This window comes from Calidithermus chliarophilus DSM 9957 (genome assembly GCF_000430045.1).
Classification (GTDB): Bacteria; Deinococcota; Deinococci; order Deinococcales; family Thermaceae; genus Calidithermus; species Calidithermus chliarophilus.
In genome coordinates, this window is record NZ_KE387023.1 from 120,777 (window position 1) to 134,860 (window position 14,084).

At 69.8% G+C, this 14,084-nt stretch carries 14 protein-coding genes; 7 read left to right on the forward strand and 7 right to left on the reverse strand.

What is annotated here, in order from left to right:
• Positions 1–34 precede the first annotated feature (34 nt).
• Positions 35–1,354 (forward strand): RNA-guided endonuclease InsQ/TnpB family protein, encoded by a 1,320-nt coding sequence (locus tag MEICH_RS0100675; protein ID WP_027891026.1) that lies wholly within the window; start codon positions 35–37, stop codon positions 1,352–1,354.
• Between the two features lie 6 nt (positions 1,355–1,360).
• On the opposite strand, the gene pyrE is transcribed toward MEICH_RS0100675, so the two are convergent.
• Positions 1,361–1,912: an orotate phosphoribosyltransferase gene (pyrE, locus tag MEICH_RS0100680; RefSeq protein WP_027891027.1), complete on the reverse strand. Its 552-nt coding sequence runs from the start codon at positions 1,910–1,912 to the stop codon at positions 1,361–1,363.
• A 341-nt stretch (positions 1,913–2,253) separates the two neighbouring features.
• Between pyrE and MEICH_RS0100685 the strand changes: the two genes are divergently transcribed.
• The gene (locus tag MEICH_RS0100685) at positions 2,254–3,189 is read left to right on the forward strand and encodes an ADP-ribosylglycohydrolase family protein (RefSeq protein WP_027891028.1); all 936 of its coding nucleotides are present in this window, start codon (positions 2,254–2,256) and stop codon (positions 3,187–3,189) included.
• Between the two features lie 10 nt (positions 3,190–3,199).
• Here MEICH_RS0100685 and MEICH_RS0100690 read toward each other — a convergent pair whose 3' ends face one another.
• Complete coding sequence (locus MEICH_RS0100690; protein WP_027891029.1) at positions 3,200–4,273, reverse strand: PA0069 family radical SAM protein; 1,074 nt, start codon at positions 4,271–4,273, stop codon at positions 3,200–3,202.
• Between the two features lie 78 nt (positions 4,274–4,351).
• Here MEICH_RS0100690 and MEICH_RS27590 point away from each other — a divergent pair, with 78 nt between their 5' ends.
• Positions 4,352–4,705, forward strand: a complete 354-nt coding sequence (locus MEICH_RS27590; protein ID WP_169730614.1) for a TfoX/Sxy family protein — start codon at positions 4,352–4,354, stop codon at positions 4,703–4,705.
• Between the two features lie 2 nt (positions 4,706–4,707).
• Positions 4,708–5,079 (forward strand): hypothetical protein, encoded by a 372-nt coding sequence (locus MEICH_RS0100700; protein WP_027891030.1) that lies wholly within the window; start codon positions 4,708–4,710, stop codon positions 5,077–5,079.
• Here the strand turns inward: MEICH_RS0100700 and pyrF are convergent.
• The 3 genes from pyrF to MEICH_RS22885 all read right to left on the reverse strand — a co-directional run bounded on the left by pyrF (position 5,054) and on the right by MEICH_RS22885 (position 8,302).
• Complete coding sequence (gene pyrF, locus MEICH_RS0100705) at positions 5,054–5,842, reverse strand: orotidine-5'-phosphate decarboxylase (RefSeq protein ID WP_036218604.1); 789 nt, start codon at positions 5,840–5,842, stop codon at positions 5,054–5,056. The two genes, MEICH_RS0100700 and pyrF, sit on opposite strands and share 26 nt — an antisense overlap.
• Before the next feature lie 278 nt (positions 5,843–6,120).
• Entirely contained in the window at positions 6,121–6,567 is a 447-nt protein-coding gene (locus MEICH_RS0100710; protein ID WP_027891032.1) for an OsmC family protein, read from the reverse strand.
• Positions 6,568–6,643: 76 nt separating this feature from the next.
• Entirely contained in the window at positions 6,644–8,302 is a 1,659-nt protein-coding gene (locus MEICH_RS22885) for a GGDEF domain-containing protein (protein WP_157202538.1), read from the reverse strand.
• 299 nt (positions 8,303–8,601) lie between these two features.
• Between MEICH_RS22885 and MEICH_RS0100720 the strand changes: the two genes are divergently transcribed.
• Positions 8,602–9,078 carry a tRNA (cytidine(34)-2'-O)-methyltransferase gene (locus MEICH_RS0100720; protein ID WP_027891033.1) on the forward strand — a complete coding sequence of 159 codons (477 nt, stop codon included), beginning with the start codon at positions 8,602–8,604 and terminating at the stop codon, positions 9,076–9,078.
• Positions 9,079–9,280: 202 nt separating this feature from the next.
• Here the strand turns inward: MEICH_RS0100720 and MEICH_RS0100725 are convergent, their stop codons facing one another.
• Positions 9,281–10,372 (reverse strand): [LysW]-lysine hydrolase, encoded by a 1,092-nt coding sequence (locus MEICH_RS0100725; protein ID WP_027891034.1) that lies wholly within the window; start codon positions 10,370–10,372, stop codon positions 9,281–9,283.
• 111 nt (positions 10,373–10,483) lie between these two features.
• Between MEICH_RS0100725 and MEICH_RS22890 the strand changes: the two genes are divergently transcribed.
• Positions 10,484–11,023 (forward strand): hypothetical protein, encoded by a 540-nt coding sequence (locus MEICH_RS22890; RefSeq protein ID WP_174422426.1) that lies wholly within the window; start codon positions 10,484–10,486, stop codon positions 11,021–11,023.
• On the opposite strand, the gene lysJ is transcribed toward MEICH_RS22890, so the two are convergent.
• A complete protein-coding gene (gene lysJ, locus MEICH_RS0100735) occupies positions 11,013–12,200 on the reverse strand; it encodes a [LysW]-aminoadipate semialdehyde transaminase LysJ (RefSeq protein WP_027891035.1) in 1,188 nt (395 codons plus the stop codon). The genes MEICH_RS22890 and lysJ overlap by 11 nt on opposite strands.
• 188 nt (positions 12,201–12,388) lie before the next feature.
• On the opposite strand from lysJ, the gene MEICH_RS0100740 reads away from it, so the two are divergent.
• Entirely contained in the window at positions 12,389–13,654 is a 1,266-nt protein-coding gene (locus tag MEICH_RS0100740) for a glycerate kinase type-2 family protein (RefSeq protein ID WP_027891036.1), read from the forward strand.
• Positions 13,655–14,084: the final 430 nt, after the last annotated feature.

A 14,084-nucleotide genomic window follows, 5' to 3' on the forward strand; every position in this document is an offset into this window, starting at 1 on the left:
CCGTCAGGCGGCTATACCCGCTCACCTCCTTCACATGATGTGTTATACTGCGTCTATGCAGACCCTCACGCTCCGCTGCACCCTCAAGCCCACCCCCGAACAGGCGGCGGCGCTGGAGGCCACGGCGCGGCGGTTCGCCGAGGGCTGCAACCACGCCCTGCGGGTGGCCAAGGAGCACGGGGAGTTCCGTAGGTTCAAGCTGCACCGCCTGGTCTACCGCGACCTCCGGGCGATGGGCTTGAGCGCTAACCTCGCGGTGCAGGCGATTGCCCGCGTGGGCCGGAAGCGGGGCAGCCGGGCCAGGTTCTACCAGCCCACCTCCTGCGCCTTTGACCAGCGCACCCTGTCCCTGCGGGGGGAAGACGAGAGCGTCTCGCTGACCACCACGGCGGGGCGGCTGGTGATCCCGATGAGGCTGGGCAACTACCAGCGCGGCTTGCTGGCGCGGGCCAGGGGCGTGCAGGGCGGGGTGCTGACCCAGGGGCCGAGGGGGAAGTGGTACATCAACCTGGTTCTGCGCATTGAGACCCCGACCCCTCCCGGCGGCGGTGGAACAATCGTTGGTCTGGACATGGGCCAGAAAACCCTGGCTATGCTTTCCAGCGGCGTACGGTTCTCCGGCGGCCCCCTGAAGGGCGTGCGCCTGAACTACCTGAAGAAGCGGGCCGAGGTCAGGAGCAGGCTCGACCGCCCTTCCCAACGCACCAGGGGTGTAAAACGCCTTTGGGAACGGCTTACGGGGAGGGAAGCCCGCTTCGTGAGCCACGCCCTGCACGCCCTGGCGAGGCGGATCGTGGACGGCCTCGACCCCGGAGACACCCTCGCCATTGAGGATTTGACCCACCTCAGGTGCCGTACCACCAAACGCGGCAGGGAGGCCCGGCACCTGCACCACCTGTGGCCCTACGCCAAGCTGCGCTTCCTGCTGGGGTACAAGGCGGCCCTGAGGGGGGTGCGGGTGGTGGCGGTGGACCCCCGGCACACCAGCCAGGGGTGCCCCCGCTGCGGCCACACCGCCAGGGAGAACCGCCGGAGCCAGGCCCTCTTCCGCTGCACGGCGTGCGGCTTCCAGCACAACGAGGGGGTGGCCGTAGGCCATACCGGCTTTGCCGGTAACCTGGCCGACTGGGTGGCCGCGTATAACATCGCCTTGCGTGCACGGGGTTGCAGCCCCGTCCCGCAGGGGATCGTCGCCCGGAGAGCGGGCTCGACGGGCGAGGGCCGCGAGGGGAGCGGCATAGCCGCTGGGCGCTGTGCGCCTGACCTGTGTAAACCGGCCCGGATTCTGAGGGTGTCGTCTGTGCATCGTCTCCTCTCGGAAAGCCCTAACCAGAACGCGCTAGCGTTTGGTTAGGGTGGTTTACATCTCGAGTAAGGGTATCCCCTGGCGGCACAGGGGACAGTCACCCGGGTCATAAGTGGGGAACTCGAGGGCGGTGAGGGTCTTGAAGGGCACGCCGAAGTCGGCCTTCCCGCCGCTGCGGTCCACGATGCCCCCCACCCCGATGCACCTCGCCCCCTTGGCCTGGGCCGCCTCGATGGCCCGCTTCACCGAACCCCCCGTGGTGATCACGTCCTCGACCGCCAGGAAGCGCTCGCCGGGCCGGATGAGCAGCCCCTCGCGCACGTACATCCCTCCCTGCCCGTCCTTCTCGGCGAACAACGCCCGCACCCCCAGCGCCCGGGCCACCACGAAGGCCAGCGTGACCCCGCCCATCGCGGGCCCGATCACGAAGTCCAACCCCACGTCCTCGAACAGCCCACCGATGGCCTCCCCGATCGCGTCGGCGTACAGCGGGTGCTGCATCAGCGTCACCGACTGCATGAACATCGGCGAGTGCCGCCCGCTGCGCAGCAGGAAATGGCCCTCGTGCAAGGCCCCCGTCTCACGGTACATCTGAAGCACGTCCATCAGGCTCTATGCTAACGGGCACCCAGGAAAAGTGCGCGTCACGGATGGCGCGTGGCGTGCGGGAGACTCCGCCCCGGCCCTCAAGCGGTAAGCCATCAGCGGTCAGCCGTCAGCCTTCAGCGAAAGGCTCGGCCGGTGCTAAACCCCTCCCGGCCCGCGGGGAGGGGGTATCCCCCCCCAGCCCCCCTTGTTAAGGGGGGTGAAGAAAAGGCGTTTAGCGTTTAGCGTTTGGCGTTTAGCGTTTGGCGTTCGGCGTTTGGCGTCTCGCGTACGACGTACGACCCGCGCCCGGCGTTCAGCCATCGCCACCCCCCGCCCTCCCCATGACGTATAAATAACCCATGCCAACCTCGCAGGACCGGGTCGCCGGAGGGCTCGTCGGGCTGCTGGTCGGGGATGCGCTGGGGGTGCCGTACGAGTTCCACCCTCCCGAGGCGATCCCCGCGCCCGGCCTGATCGAATTCAGCCCCCCGGAGGGCTTCGCCCGCTCGCACGCACACGTCCCGCCCGGGACCTGGTCGGACGACGGGGCGCAGGCGCTGGCGCTGCTGGCGTCGCTGCTCGAGCGCGGCCACCTCGACCCCGACGACCTCGCGCGGCGGCTGGTGGCCTGGTACACCCAGGGCTACATGGCGGTGGACTTCACGGTCTTCGACGTGGGGATCCAGACCGCCAAAGCCGTCCAGCGGATCATGGGCGGGGTGCGTGCGCTCGAGGCGGGCGGCGCGGGCGAGCGCGACAACGGCAACGGGTCGCTCATGCGGGTGCTGCCGCTGGCCTTGTGGCACCGGGGGACCGACGCGGAGCTGGTGCGCGACGCTCAGCTCCAGTCCCTCATCACCCACGCGCACCCGCGCGCGCAGGTCTGCTGCGCCCTTTACTGCCTGTGGGCCCGCCGCACCCTGCAGGCCCACCCCGAGCCCTGGGGCGCGGCGGTGGCGGCCTTGCGGGCGATGTACCCGGAGGGCAGCCCCGAGCGGGGGGAGCTCGAGACCCACGTCCGCCCCGACGACCCGCCCAAAGGCGGGGGCAGCGGCTACGTGGTGGACACCCTGCACTCCGCCCGATGGGCCCTGCAGGCCGATAGCTACGAGGCCGTGGTCAAGCGCGCGGTCTCGCTGGGCCACGACACCGACACCACCGCCTGCGTCGCCGGGGGGATCGCGGGGATCCGGCACGGCCTGGAAGGCATCCCCTCCCGCTGGCGCGAGGCGCTGCGGGGCCGGGAACTGTACGAGGGGCTGCTGCGGCGGCTCGTGGAGCGGGCCTCGAGCTGACGAGACCCCTTCACCACAGCCGGGGCTGGTGCACCCCGGGCACCCGGAAGTGCTCGGTGGTGAGCCGGTAGGCGGGCTTGGGCAACCCTGCCCTGCGGCAGGCGGTGCGGAAGAGCTGGCGGATCTGGTCGGCGAAGACGCCCTCGCCGGTCATGCGGTAGCCGAAGCGGGGGTCGTTGAGCTGGCCGCCCCGCATGGCCCGGATGCGCCCGAGCACCTTCTCCTTGCGCTCGGGGTAGTGGCGGGAGAGCCAGTCGGTGAAGAGGTCCTTGAGCCCGTAGGGCAAGTGCACGACGGTGTAGGCGGCCCACCTGGCCCCGGCCTGGGCCGCCTCGCGGATCAGGGCGGGGATCTCGTGGTCGTTGAGGCCGGGGATGATGGGCGCGGTCATCACCCCCACCTGCACCCCGGCGCTCACCAGGGCCTCGATGGCCGCCAGGCGGCGCCTGGGCGCCGAGGTGCGCGGCTCCATCAGCCGCCGCAGTTCCTCGTCGAGGGTGGTGAGCGAGATGCCCACCGACACGCAGCGGTAGCGGGCCATCTCCCGCAGGAGGTCGAGGTCGCGGGTGATGAGGTAGTTCTTGGTGACCATCCCCACGGGGTTGCGGAACTCGAGGAAGACCTCGAGGCAGCGGCGGGTGAGCTCGAAGTGGCGCTCGGCCGGCTGGTAGATGTCGGTCACGCCGCTGAACATCACCACCTGCGGCTGCCAGCGCGGGTGCGCGAGCTCCTTGCGCAGCAGCTCGGGCGCGTCGGTCTTGACCATGATCTTGGTCTCGAAGTCCAGGCCCAGGGAGAAGCCCAGGTATTCGTGCGTGGGCCGGGCATAGCAATACACACAACCATGCTCGCACCCGCGGTACGGGTTGATGCTGACCTTGGCCCCCACGTCGGGGGAGTCGTTGCGGGCGATGATCGAGCGGGAATGGTCCTTGAAATACTGGGTTTGTGGCTTGATCGCCTCGGGCTCGAAGTAGTCGTCGTGCGGGTCGAGGGTGACCTGCAGCCGCTCGAAGCGGTTGGAGGGGTTGGAGGCTGCGCCACGCCCGACGATGCCGGGGAGGGGATGCTCGGGGTGCCCCATGGGGTGATGTTAGCATATTATGAGTTGATATTTTGCTGTGAGCATAATAGACTGGCCTCGAGCCCCCCAGGAGGTCTCATGGAGCCTCAAGCATTAAGGCAGCACCTGGAAGAAGCCGCGAAGCAGGTCGCCCCCGGCGTCCCCCTGAGCTTTCGGGCGATGTTCGGCGGGCTGGCGGCCTACGCCTACGGGCAGGTCTTCGCCTCGCTCTCCGACGTGGGCCTCGCGCTCAAGCTGCCCGCGCAGGCCCAGGCGGCGCTGCTGGAGGAGGCCGGGGCCCGGCGCCTGCAGTACGACCCCGGCTCGCCGCCGAGCAGGCAGTACGTGGTGGTGCCGGAGGGCTTCCTCGCCCGGCCCGAGGCGCTGGCCCCCTGGGTCAAAACCAGCCTGGAGCACGTCGCCAGCCTGCCGCCCAAGGCCCGGCGGAGGTAACCATGCCCAAGGAAAGCGACTTTCAGGCGGTGTTCACCCAGTTGAAGGCCCTGCTCGAGCCCTACGCCCCGCGCCTCGAGGTCAAGGCCGACGCCCCCGACAACTACGTGCTCTACACCCACCACAAGCGTCCCGACGGCTACCAGTTCGCCTTCGGCAGCGTCCAGCTCAAGAAGAACTACGTCAGCTACCACCTGATCCCGGTCTACAACCACCCGGAGCTGCTCGAGGGCATCTCCCCGGCCCTGCGCAAGCGGATGCAGGGCAAGTCCTGCTTCAACTTCAAAGCCGCCGAGCCCGCGCTGCTCGAGGAGCTCTCCGAGCTCACCCGGCGGGGCTTCGAACACTTCAGAGCGACGGGGTGGGTGAGCTAAGGGCGCTCAGGTAGGCCTCGGCCTGGGCCACGGCGGCCTCGAGCCGGGGCTCCCCACCCGGGTAGTACAGCGCCCGGCTGGCCGAGTTGAGCAGCCCCGCGCCCCGCAAGGGCTCCCCGCCCTGCGCCCCCAGCCCGGGCAGCAGCAGCGGCGAGCGCGGCATGGCGGCCCGCAGACCGGCCACCTGCTCGGGGTAGGTCACGCCCACCACCGCCCCCACCCGGCTCCACTCCCCCACCCGGTAGCGCTCGGCCTGCTCGGCCACCCACCCCGCCACCACCTGGGCCAGGGTGCGCCCGTCGGCCAGCGGGAGGTCCTGGAAGAGCCCCGAGCCGGGGTTGGAGGTCTTGACCAGCACGAACAGCGCCCCCCGGCTGCGCTCGGCCGAGCGCAGGAAGGGCTCGAGCGCGTCCTCGCCCAGGTAGGGGTTCACGGTGAGCGCGCTGCCGGGGTAGGCCTCGAGGTAGGCCCGGGCGTAGGCCTCGGCGGTCGAGCCGATGTCCCCCCGCTTGGCGTCGAGGATCACCGGCAGCGCCAGCACCCGCGCCCCCGCCACCAGCTCGTGCATCAGGGCGAAGCCCTCCGGCCCCAAGGCCTCGAAGAACGCCGCCTGGAACTTGACCGCGCAGAGCCTGGGGGCCAAAGCCTCCATGAGCTCGAGGGTGTACCGCCGCACGTGCGGCAGGGGCGACCCGCGCCCAGCCGCCGCCCGGTGCAGCTCAGGCCGCGGGTCCACGCCCAGCACCAGCGGCGGGCGCTGCATCACCTCTTCGACGAAATCGACGATCACGCACCCATAGTAGCGGGAAGCGAGGGGGTAGGGGGTCGATGGTCGATGGTCGATGGTCGATAGCTGATAGCCCATAGCCGGGCGCGGGTCGTACGTCGTACGCGAGACGCCAAACGCCGAACGCCGAACGCAAAACGCAAAACGACTATTCTCTACCCCCCTTAGCAAGGGGGGTTAGGGGGGATAAACCCTCCCCGCGCGGGGAGGGCCGGGGTGGGGCAACCACGGGCCATGAGCTGATGGCTGACCGCTTACGGCTGACCGCTTACCGCTTCCCCTGACACCAGCTTCGCCCGTAGCTCGATCTCGGGGACGGCGGCTAGGGCCTTGGAGATGGGGCACTTGGTCTTGGCTTCCTGGGCGAGTTCGTGGAACTTCTCCTCGGAGAGGCCGGGGACGGCGGCCTCGAGCTCGAGCACGATCTTGGTGATAGTGGGGCCCTCGCCCAGGTGGACGTTGGACTTCGCGTGCAGGCGCTCGGGGGTGAAGCCGTTGTTGGTCAGCAGGGCCGAGAGGAACATGGCGAAGCAGCCCGCGTGGGCCGCGCCGACGAGCTCTTCGGGGTTGGTCTCGGGCCCACTCTCGAAGCGCGAGGCGTAGGTGTAGGGGCCCTCGTAGACCCCGCTCTGGAGCTTCAGGTGGCCCTTGCCCTCCTTGAGGGTACCCTGCCAGATGGCTTCCGCGGAACGTACAGGCATAGCTTCCTCCTGGTAGGCGTCAGCATATCCACACTTCGGAGCCTGTAGATATTCTCTGGCTCACCATCTCTCGCCGCTACGAAGCCGTCGTCCCGCGGGGTTCGACGTCGGGGTTGCGCGGGGGCTCGGAGACCATCACCCGGTCGCGGCCCGCCTCCTTGGCGTGCAGCAGGGTCCAGTCGGCCTGGAGGATCCAGGCCTCGAGCAGGCCCTCCGAGCTGGGGACGCTGCCGCCGGTGAGGCCGGCCGAGAGGGTGACGTTCCAGGGGATGGGCTCGATGTCCAGGGCCCCGAGCTCGGCCCGGATGCGCTCGAGCACCCGCCGGGCCTCCTCCAGGCCCGCCCCGTAGAGCAGCAGCGCGAACTCCTCCCCGCCCCAGCGCACCGCCAGGTCCTCGGTGCGGAGGTGGCGGCGCAGCACCCCGGCGAGGGTCTGGAGCACCCGGTCGCCGACGGGGTGGCCGTAGGTGTCGTTGATGCGCTTGAAGTGGTCGAGGTCGACCATCGCCACGCTCAGCGGGCGCTGGTTCTTGTGGCACAAGTCGATGAGGCGGGGGATCTGGCGCTCGAGGCCCCGCCGGTTGAGCAGCCCGGTGAGGGGGTCGGTGAGGGCGCGGTGGCGCCACTCCTCCAGCGACAGCGCCGAGCGCAGCTTCTCCGAGACGAAGGGCCCGAGCACCTCGAGGTCGTGGGCGTCGGAGGGGCTGGGGGTGCGCTCGAAGTACAGCCGCCCCTCGGCGTCGTCGACGTAGAGGGGGAAGTGCTTTACGTAGAGCGCGGCCTTGCCCACCCGCACCGCCTCGCGGTTGCGGATCTCGATGCCCACCAGGTCGGGGAACACCGGCTGCAAGGCCTCCAGCACCCGCTTCATCAGGGCCGGGGCCCCCATCGTCTGGGTCGAGTGCACGCCGGCCTCGAGCTCGCCCAGCCGCTCGAGCAGCGACAGCCAGCGCGCCAGCCGGTCCTCGGCCCGCCGGCGGTCGCGGTAGAGCACGCCCAGGAAGGCCAGCAGGATCACCAGCAGCGGGTACGCCGCCAGCAGCGCGGCCTCGACCAGCATGGAGGTGCGCAGGACGCTGGCGGCCTGCAGGAAGAGCAGGTAGACGCCCAGGCTGCTGACGACCCCCAGCAGGTAGGGCCAAAAACGTGCCCGCCGCTCGAGCTCGCGCGCCTCGAGGTAGGCCCCCAGGCCCATCAGCGCGTAGCTGCCGCCCCACATGCTGAAGTCCAGCAGCCCCAGCGCGGGCTCGCCCAGCCAGTAGTACGCGCTGTGCACGCTCACCCGGAAGAAGATCCCCAGGCCCAGCAGCAGCCGCCCCACCGAGGCCTGCCCCCGCAGGGCGGGCTCGAGGACGGGCAGCGCGAAGATCAGAAGCAGCAGGTCGAGGGAGGACACCACGGCCGAGAACAGCGCCGAGGGCCGGGCCAGCAGGGCCGCCGCGCACAGCCCCAGCGCCGGGACGATCAGCAGGCCCCAGCGCGGGGTGCCGCGCGCCTCGAGGCGGATGAGCGTGGTCATCCAGCTCGCCGCCCCCGCATAAAACAGCGCGTCGGCCGGGGTCACGACGGCGGTGAAGCCCTCGCCGCGCTGCACCCACCAGGCCAGCTCTTCCATCGACCACAGCAACAGCCCCCAGGCCGCCCCCTGCCACACCGGCTGACGCCGGGCCGCGCGCAGGAGCGCGAGGCCGAATCCTAGAGCTATTGCACAGAGCACGAGCTCGGGCGCTAGCACATGACTCCCCGGAGTATCCTAGCACGAAGGTGGGGTGGTTCTGGGTTGAATAAGGCCGAAATTGCTCTGCGCGAGGGTTTCTGTGCCCCGAAAGCCGGGTTTATGAGCCCGGTTTCTCAGAGTTTGGAGGCCTCCAGCCTACCGCCGCCGCTCCGCCAAGCGCCCTCCTCGAGGGCTAAATCCTGCCGCCACCTCTGCCGGGAAAGCACCGGATCGGCCGGTTTGGGCCCCAACCTGCCGCTAAGCGGCCTTCCTTCATGAACCCCCCCATCTGGCAAACTGGCGGTGGAGGCACCTGGATGCTGCGCGTAGTCCTTTACCAGCCCGACATCCCGCAAAACACCGGCAACATCGCCCGCACCTGCGCCTCGGCCGGGGCCGAGCTGCACCTCGTCCGCCCCTTCGGCTTCCGCTGGTTCGGCGCCGCAGCCGCCGGCGACCCCCGGCTCAGGCGTGTCGGCCTCGACTACTGGCCCTACGTGCGCCACGTGTTGCACGACTCCTGGGAGAAGTTCGTCGAGGGGCTCGAGCCCGGCGCCCGGGTGTGGGCCTTCAGCTCCAAGGCCCAGCAGCCCTACACCGCCGTGGCCTACCACCCCGGCGACTACCTCCTCTTCGGCCCGGAAACCCGCGGCCTCCCCGACGAAGTCCTGCGCCAGTTCCCCGCCGTCACCATCCCCATGCCCGGCCCCGTGCGCTCGCTCAACCTCTCGGTGGCGGTGGGGATCGGGCTGTTCGAGGCGTTGAGGCAACTGGGGGTAAGCGGCGAAGGTTAAGCCATCACCTATCAGCCTTCATCCGTCAGCTCATGGCCCGTGGTTGCCCCACCCCGGCCCTCCCCGCGCGGGGAGGGTTTATCCCCCCTAACCCCCCTTAGCAAGGGGGGTAAAGAATAGTCGTTTTGCGTTTTGCGTTTTGCGTTCGGCGTTCGGCGTCTCGCGTACGACGTACGACCCGCGCCCGGCGCCCGGCCATCAGCTATCGACCATCGACGCGCTCACCCACGCGGGGAACACCACCCCGGCTCACCTGCATCAGCGCCGTCCGCAGCGCCTCGATGGCCTTCAGGAACTCGGGGATTTCGACGTGCTCGTAAGGCGTGTGGTCGAGGGTGGAGTCGCCGGGGCCGTAGGCGATCATGGGGGCCGACCAGTGGGGGGCCAGCACGTTCATGTCGCAGGTGCCGGTCTTGTACTTGAACACGGGGGTGCCGCCGGCCTGGCGGATGCCGATGCGCATGGCGCGGGTGAGGGGGGTGTCCTTGGGGCCGACGTAGGGCACCTCGCGGCCGGAGAAGATCAGGTCGATGGTGGGGGGGGCGTAGGCCAGCAGGTGGCGCACGGCGTCCTCGGGCTGCAGGCGGGGGGGAAGGCGCAGGTCGAAGAACATCTCGGCGACCTGCTCGAGCTCGGCCGGCTCGATGCGGAAGTCGCGCAGGGTGTACTGGATCTGGTGGAAGGCCCCCTGCCCCACGTTCATGGCCTCGACCCAGGCCTTGATCGAGGTGAAGTAGCTGATGAGCTCCTCGGCGGCGTTGGGCTCGTGGTGGGCGGAGTGGAAGTGGTCCTTCTGGCGGCGGGCCTTGACCAGCAGGCGGCCCTTGTAGCCCAGGGTGATGCCCTGCCAGCCCGAGGGCTCCCCGATCACCACGTAGTGGGGCTCGAGCTTGTCGGCCACGTAGCGCGCCCCCTTGGAGGAGGGGGCCTCCTCCTCGGTGGCGCCCACCAGGTGCACCGTGACCCGGTCCTTGAGTTCTTGCGGCAGCCCCGCCGTCGCCAGGACGAAGCTCACGAAGGGGCCTTTGGCGTCCACCGCGCCGCGCCCGAAGAGCTTGTCGCCTTCCACCCGCACCGGGACCACCCCGGCCACGGTGTCGATGTGGCCCAGCAGCACGACCTGCAAGGGCCCGTGCCCCCACACGCCGCGGGCGTTGTCGGCCTCGTCCACCCAGGCCTTGAGGCCCAGGCGCTCCATGCCCTGGGCCAGGTACTGCGCCACTAGGCGCTCGGTGCCCGAGACCGAGGGGATCTCGAGCGCCCCCTTGAGGAATTCCACCGGTTCCAGATTCATCCAAACCCCCCGACTCGTCCCAAACGATACACCTTCGGCCCCGCAGGGCTCAGGCGGCGATCAGGCGGTGGTCAGTTGCGCCACCCATACTCAGCTCGACAGGAGGTGTTCATGGCTACGCCCAACAAGACCGAAGCGGCCAGCCTGCGCTCGAGGGTCAAGCGCTCCGCCGCGACCAAGAAGGACCAGATCCTCGCGCTCTACCTCTCCGGCGTGTCCGAAGTGGAGGACCTTGCCATGATCACCGGGACGCGCTCGAGCTACGTGGGCACGGTGCTGCAGCAGGCGGGCCTGCTGGCGGGCTATTACGACCTCTACACCTCGACCGCCCACCCCATGAACGTCTACTCCAAGTACTTCGCCAACCAGCTCGGCTTCAAGGACGAGGCCACCGCGCGGCGCAGCGTCGAGCAGATCGACCGGCTCTACCGCCAGTTCGGCCTCGGGCAGGACCGCGCGGGGCAGCACCACGCCATGCTCATGGCCCTGACCATGTTCAACCGCGCCCGCTGGACCGGCAAGGGCCGCGAGGCCGACGTCTACCGCCGCTGGCTGCTGGAGCGGCTGCTGGAAGCGGGGCCGCTCGACGAGGGCGAGACACCCGCCGACTCCGACAACCTCCCCGAGGTCCTGCCCGCCCTCATTCCTTAGGGCTCCAGGCCAGCACCTCGCGCACGGCCTCCACGACGCGCTCGAGGTCGACTTTTTCGATGACCAGGGGCGGCAGGAAGCGGATGACGGTGGGGCCGGCCTGCAGGGTGAGCACGCGGTGCTGGTGCTCGAGGCGGTGGATGTAGGGCGCGCTCTTCTCCTTGAGCTCCATGCCGATCATCAGGCCCAGGCCGCGCACCTCGCGCACCTTGGGCGAGCCGATGGCCCGCAGCTGCTCCACGAACCACGGGCCCAGCTCGGCGGCCCGCTCCCACAGGCGGGTGTGCTCGAGGTAGCGGATCGCCGCGACCCCGGCGGCCATCGCCAGCGGGTTGCCGCCGAAGGTGGTGCCGTGCCCGCCCTTGGGCATCTTGTCGGCCACCGCGTCGGTCATGACCATGCAGCCGATGGGCACGCCTCCGCCCAGCGCCTTGGCCATGGTGATCATGTCGGGCACGACGCCGAAGTGCTCGAAGGCCCAGCGCTTGCCGGTGCGGCCCATGCCGGTCTGGATCTCGTCGAGGATCAGCAGGCAGCCGCGCTCGGAGGTGACCTGGCGCGCCGCCTGGATGAACTCGGGCGTGGCCGGGCGCACCCCGCCCTCACCCTGGACGGGCTCGAGGAAGACCGCCGCCGTGTTCTCGTCCACCGCATTCCTCAGGGCCTCGACGTCGTTGTAGGGGATGAACACCACGTCGTGGCCGTAGGGGCCGAAGGGCTCGCGGTACTTGGGCTCGTACGACAGCGCCACCGCGCCCAGGGTACGGCCCGAGAAGCCGCGCATGGCCGCCACGAACTTGCGCTTGCCCGTCGCCATCATGGCGAACTTGAGCGCCGCCTCGTTGGCCTCGGTGCCCGAGTTGCAGGGGAACACCCGCCGCAAGGAAGGGGGCAGGATGCCGGTGATGGCCGCGTAGAACTCGGCCCGCTTGTCGTTGGGCAGGGTCTGGGGCATCACCATCAGCGTGGCCGCCTGCCGCTGCACGGCCTCGACCACGTAGGGGTTGGAGTGCCCCAGGTTGGCCACCCCGTAGCCGCCCACGCAGTCGATGTATTCGTTGCCCTCGCTGTCCCACACGCGGGCACCCTCGCCCCGCACGATCACCACGTCGTGCTTGTTGTACACGCCGGAGTCGTGGGCCTTCTCCACCTCGAGCCAGTTCAGCGTGCTTTGCATGGTCCCTCCATTCTACGTTCGCCTCCCCAAACAAAAACCCGGCCCACGCGAAAGGGCCGGGAGCAGGGTTCGAAGCCTATAGGGCCTAACCCACCTCCCGTTGCACAGGTTTGCGCGAAGACGCGAACATCGGGGTCAGGCTACCGTCTGGCTTTCGGCCCTGTCAACCCCGGATAATCGAGCCGTTCATGCGCGAGAAGCTGCTCGAGTCCTTCCGCTTCGCCCTGGAGGCCACCCACCCCTACCGCCTGGCCCGCCAGGCGCTGCCCGAGGCCCCGCCCACCCACGTGCTGGCGCTGGGGAAGGCGGCCTTCCCGATGCTCGAGGCCGTCAGCGAGGCTTACGGGGAGTTGCCGGGCCTGGGCGTCACGCGCTACGGGCACCTCGAGCCCGGCGCCCGCCTTCCGGGGTTCGAGTTGCTCGAGGCGGGCCACCCCGTGCCCGACGAGAGGAGCCTGCTCGCGGGGGAACGGGTGCTCGAGTTCGTGGGGCGGCTCTCCCCCACCGACCACCTGCTGGTGCTGATCTCGGGCGGCGGGAGCGCTTTGGTGAGCGCCCCCTGGGGGATTTCGGGCGAGGAGAAGCGGGCGCTCAGCCGGGCGTTGCTGGCCTCGGGGGCCGACATCCGGGAGGTCAACGCGGTGCGCAAGCACCTCTCGAGGCTCAAGGGCGGGCGCCTGGCCGCGGCGACCCGGGCCCGCGTCAGCAGCCTGCTGCTCTCCGACGTGCCCGGCGACGACCCCTCGGTGATCGCCTCCGGGCCCACCGTGCCCGACCCCAGCACCTTTGCCGAAGCGCTGGAGGTGCTGGAGCGCTACGGCATCGAGAGCCCGGCCCGCGAGCACCTCGAGCGCGGCGCGCGCGGCGAGCTTCCCGAGACCCCCAAACCCGGCGACCCCGTGTTCGGGCGGGTGGAGAACCGGCTCATCGGGGCGGCGCGGCACCTGTTGGGGGCCGCCAAAAGCTACTGGGAGGGGCAGGGCTACCGCGTGCTGGTCCTCTCCGACCGCTTCGTGGGCGAGGCCCGCGAGCTGGCCCGCTTCCACGCGGCGATGGTGCAGAGCATCCGCGAGACCCGCCGGCCGGTCGCGCCGCCGGTGGTGTTGCTCTCGGGGGGTGAGGCCGGGGTGACGGTCAGGGGTACGGGCAAAGGGGGACGTAACCAGGAGTTTTTGCTGTGGCTGGCCTACTTCCTGGGCGAGCGCGGGGTGTGGGGCATGGCCTGCGACTCCGACGGCATCGACGGGAACACCGAGGCGGCGGGGGCGGTAATTCACCCCGGTTCGCTGAGCGAGGAGCGGCTCGATACGGGGGGTAGCGGTTCGCGCCTCGAGGCCAAACAGCACCTCGCCAACAACGACGCCTACGGCTTTTTCAAAGCCCACGACGGCTTGGTGATCACCGGCCCCACCCAGAACAACCTCAACGACTACCGGGCGATTGTTGTCGAGTGACGCTCTTCCCGGATGGTGGGAGTGGGGACCGGTGTGGGGTGCTTTGGTTTGGTGTCCCCCGCTCCGCCGTCGGGGGAGCGAGGGGGAGGCCATTCCACGTGGCGAGGGCATCGCAGTACGCGATCCGGCATACGCCGGAAACCTGCTCCCCCTGGCGGCCCCCGAGGGACTCGCGGGCATGCCGCCGGGCCTCAGTGCCCGCGTACGCGGGGGTGCGGGCCGCACCTTGACCCGGCGGCATGCTCGTCTGCGCCACCCCGCCCACCCCCTCCCCCGTGAGCCGCATAGTCACGACTGGGGCACGGCAGCGACCACCGAGCGCCCGTCCACGGGGAAGTGGGGCTGTAGTTGGCTTACAGGCCGGGCACAACCCCAGTGGATGATTTATCCCAATAGGGCGTTCAGCTATCGGCTATCAGCTATGGGCTAT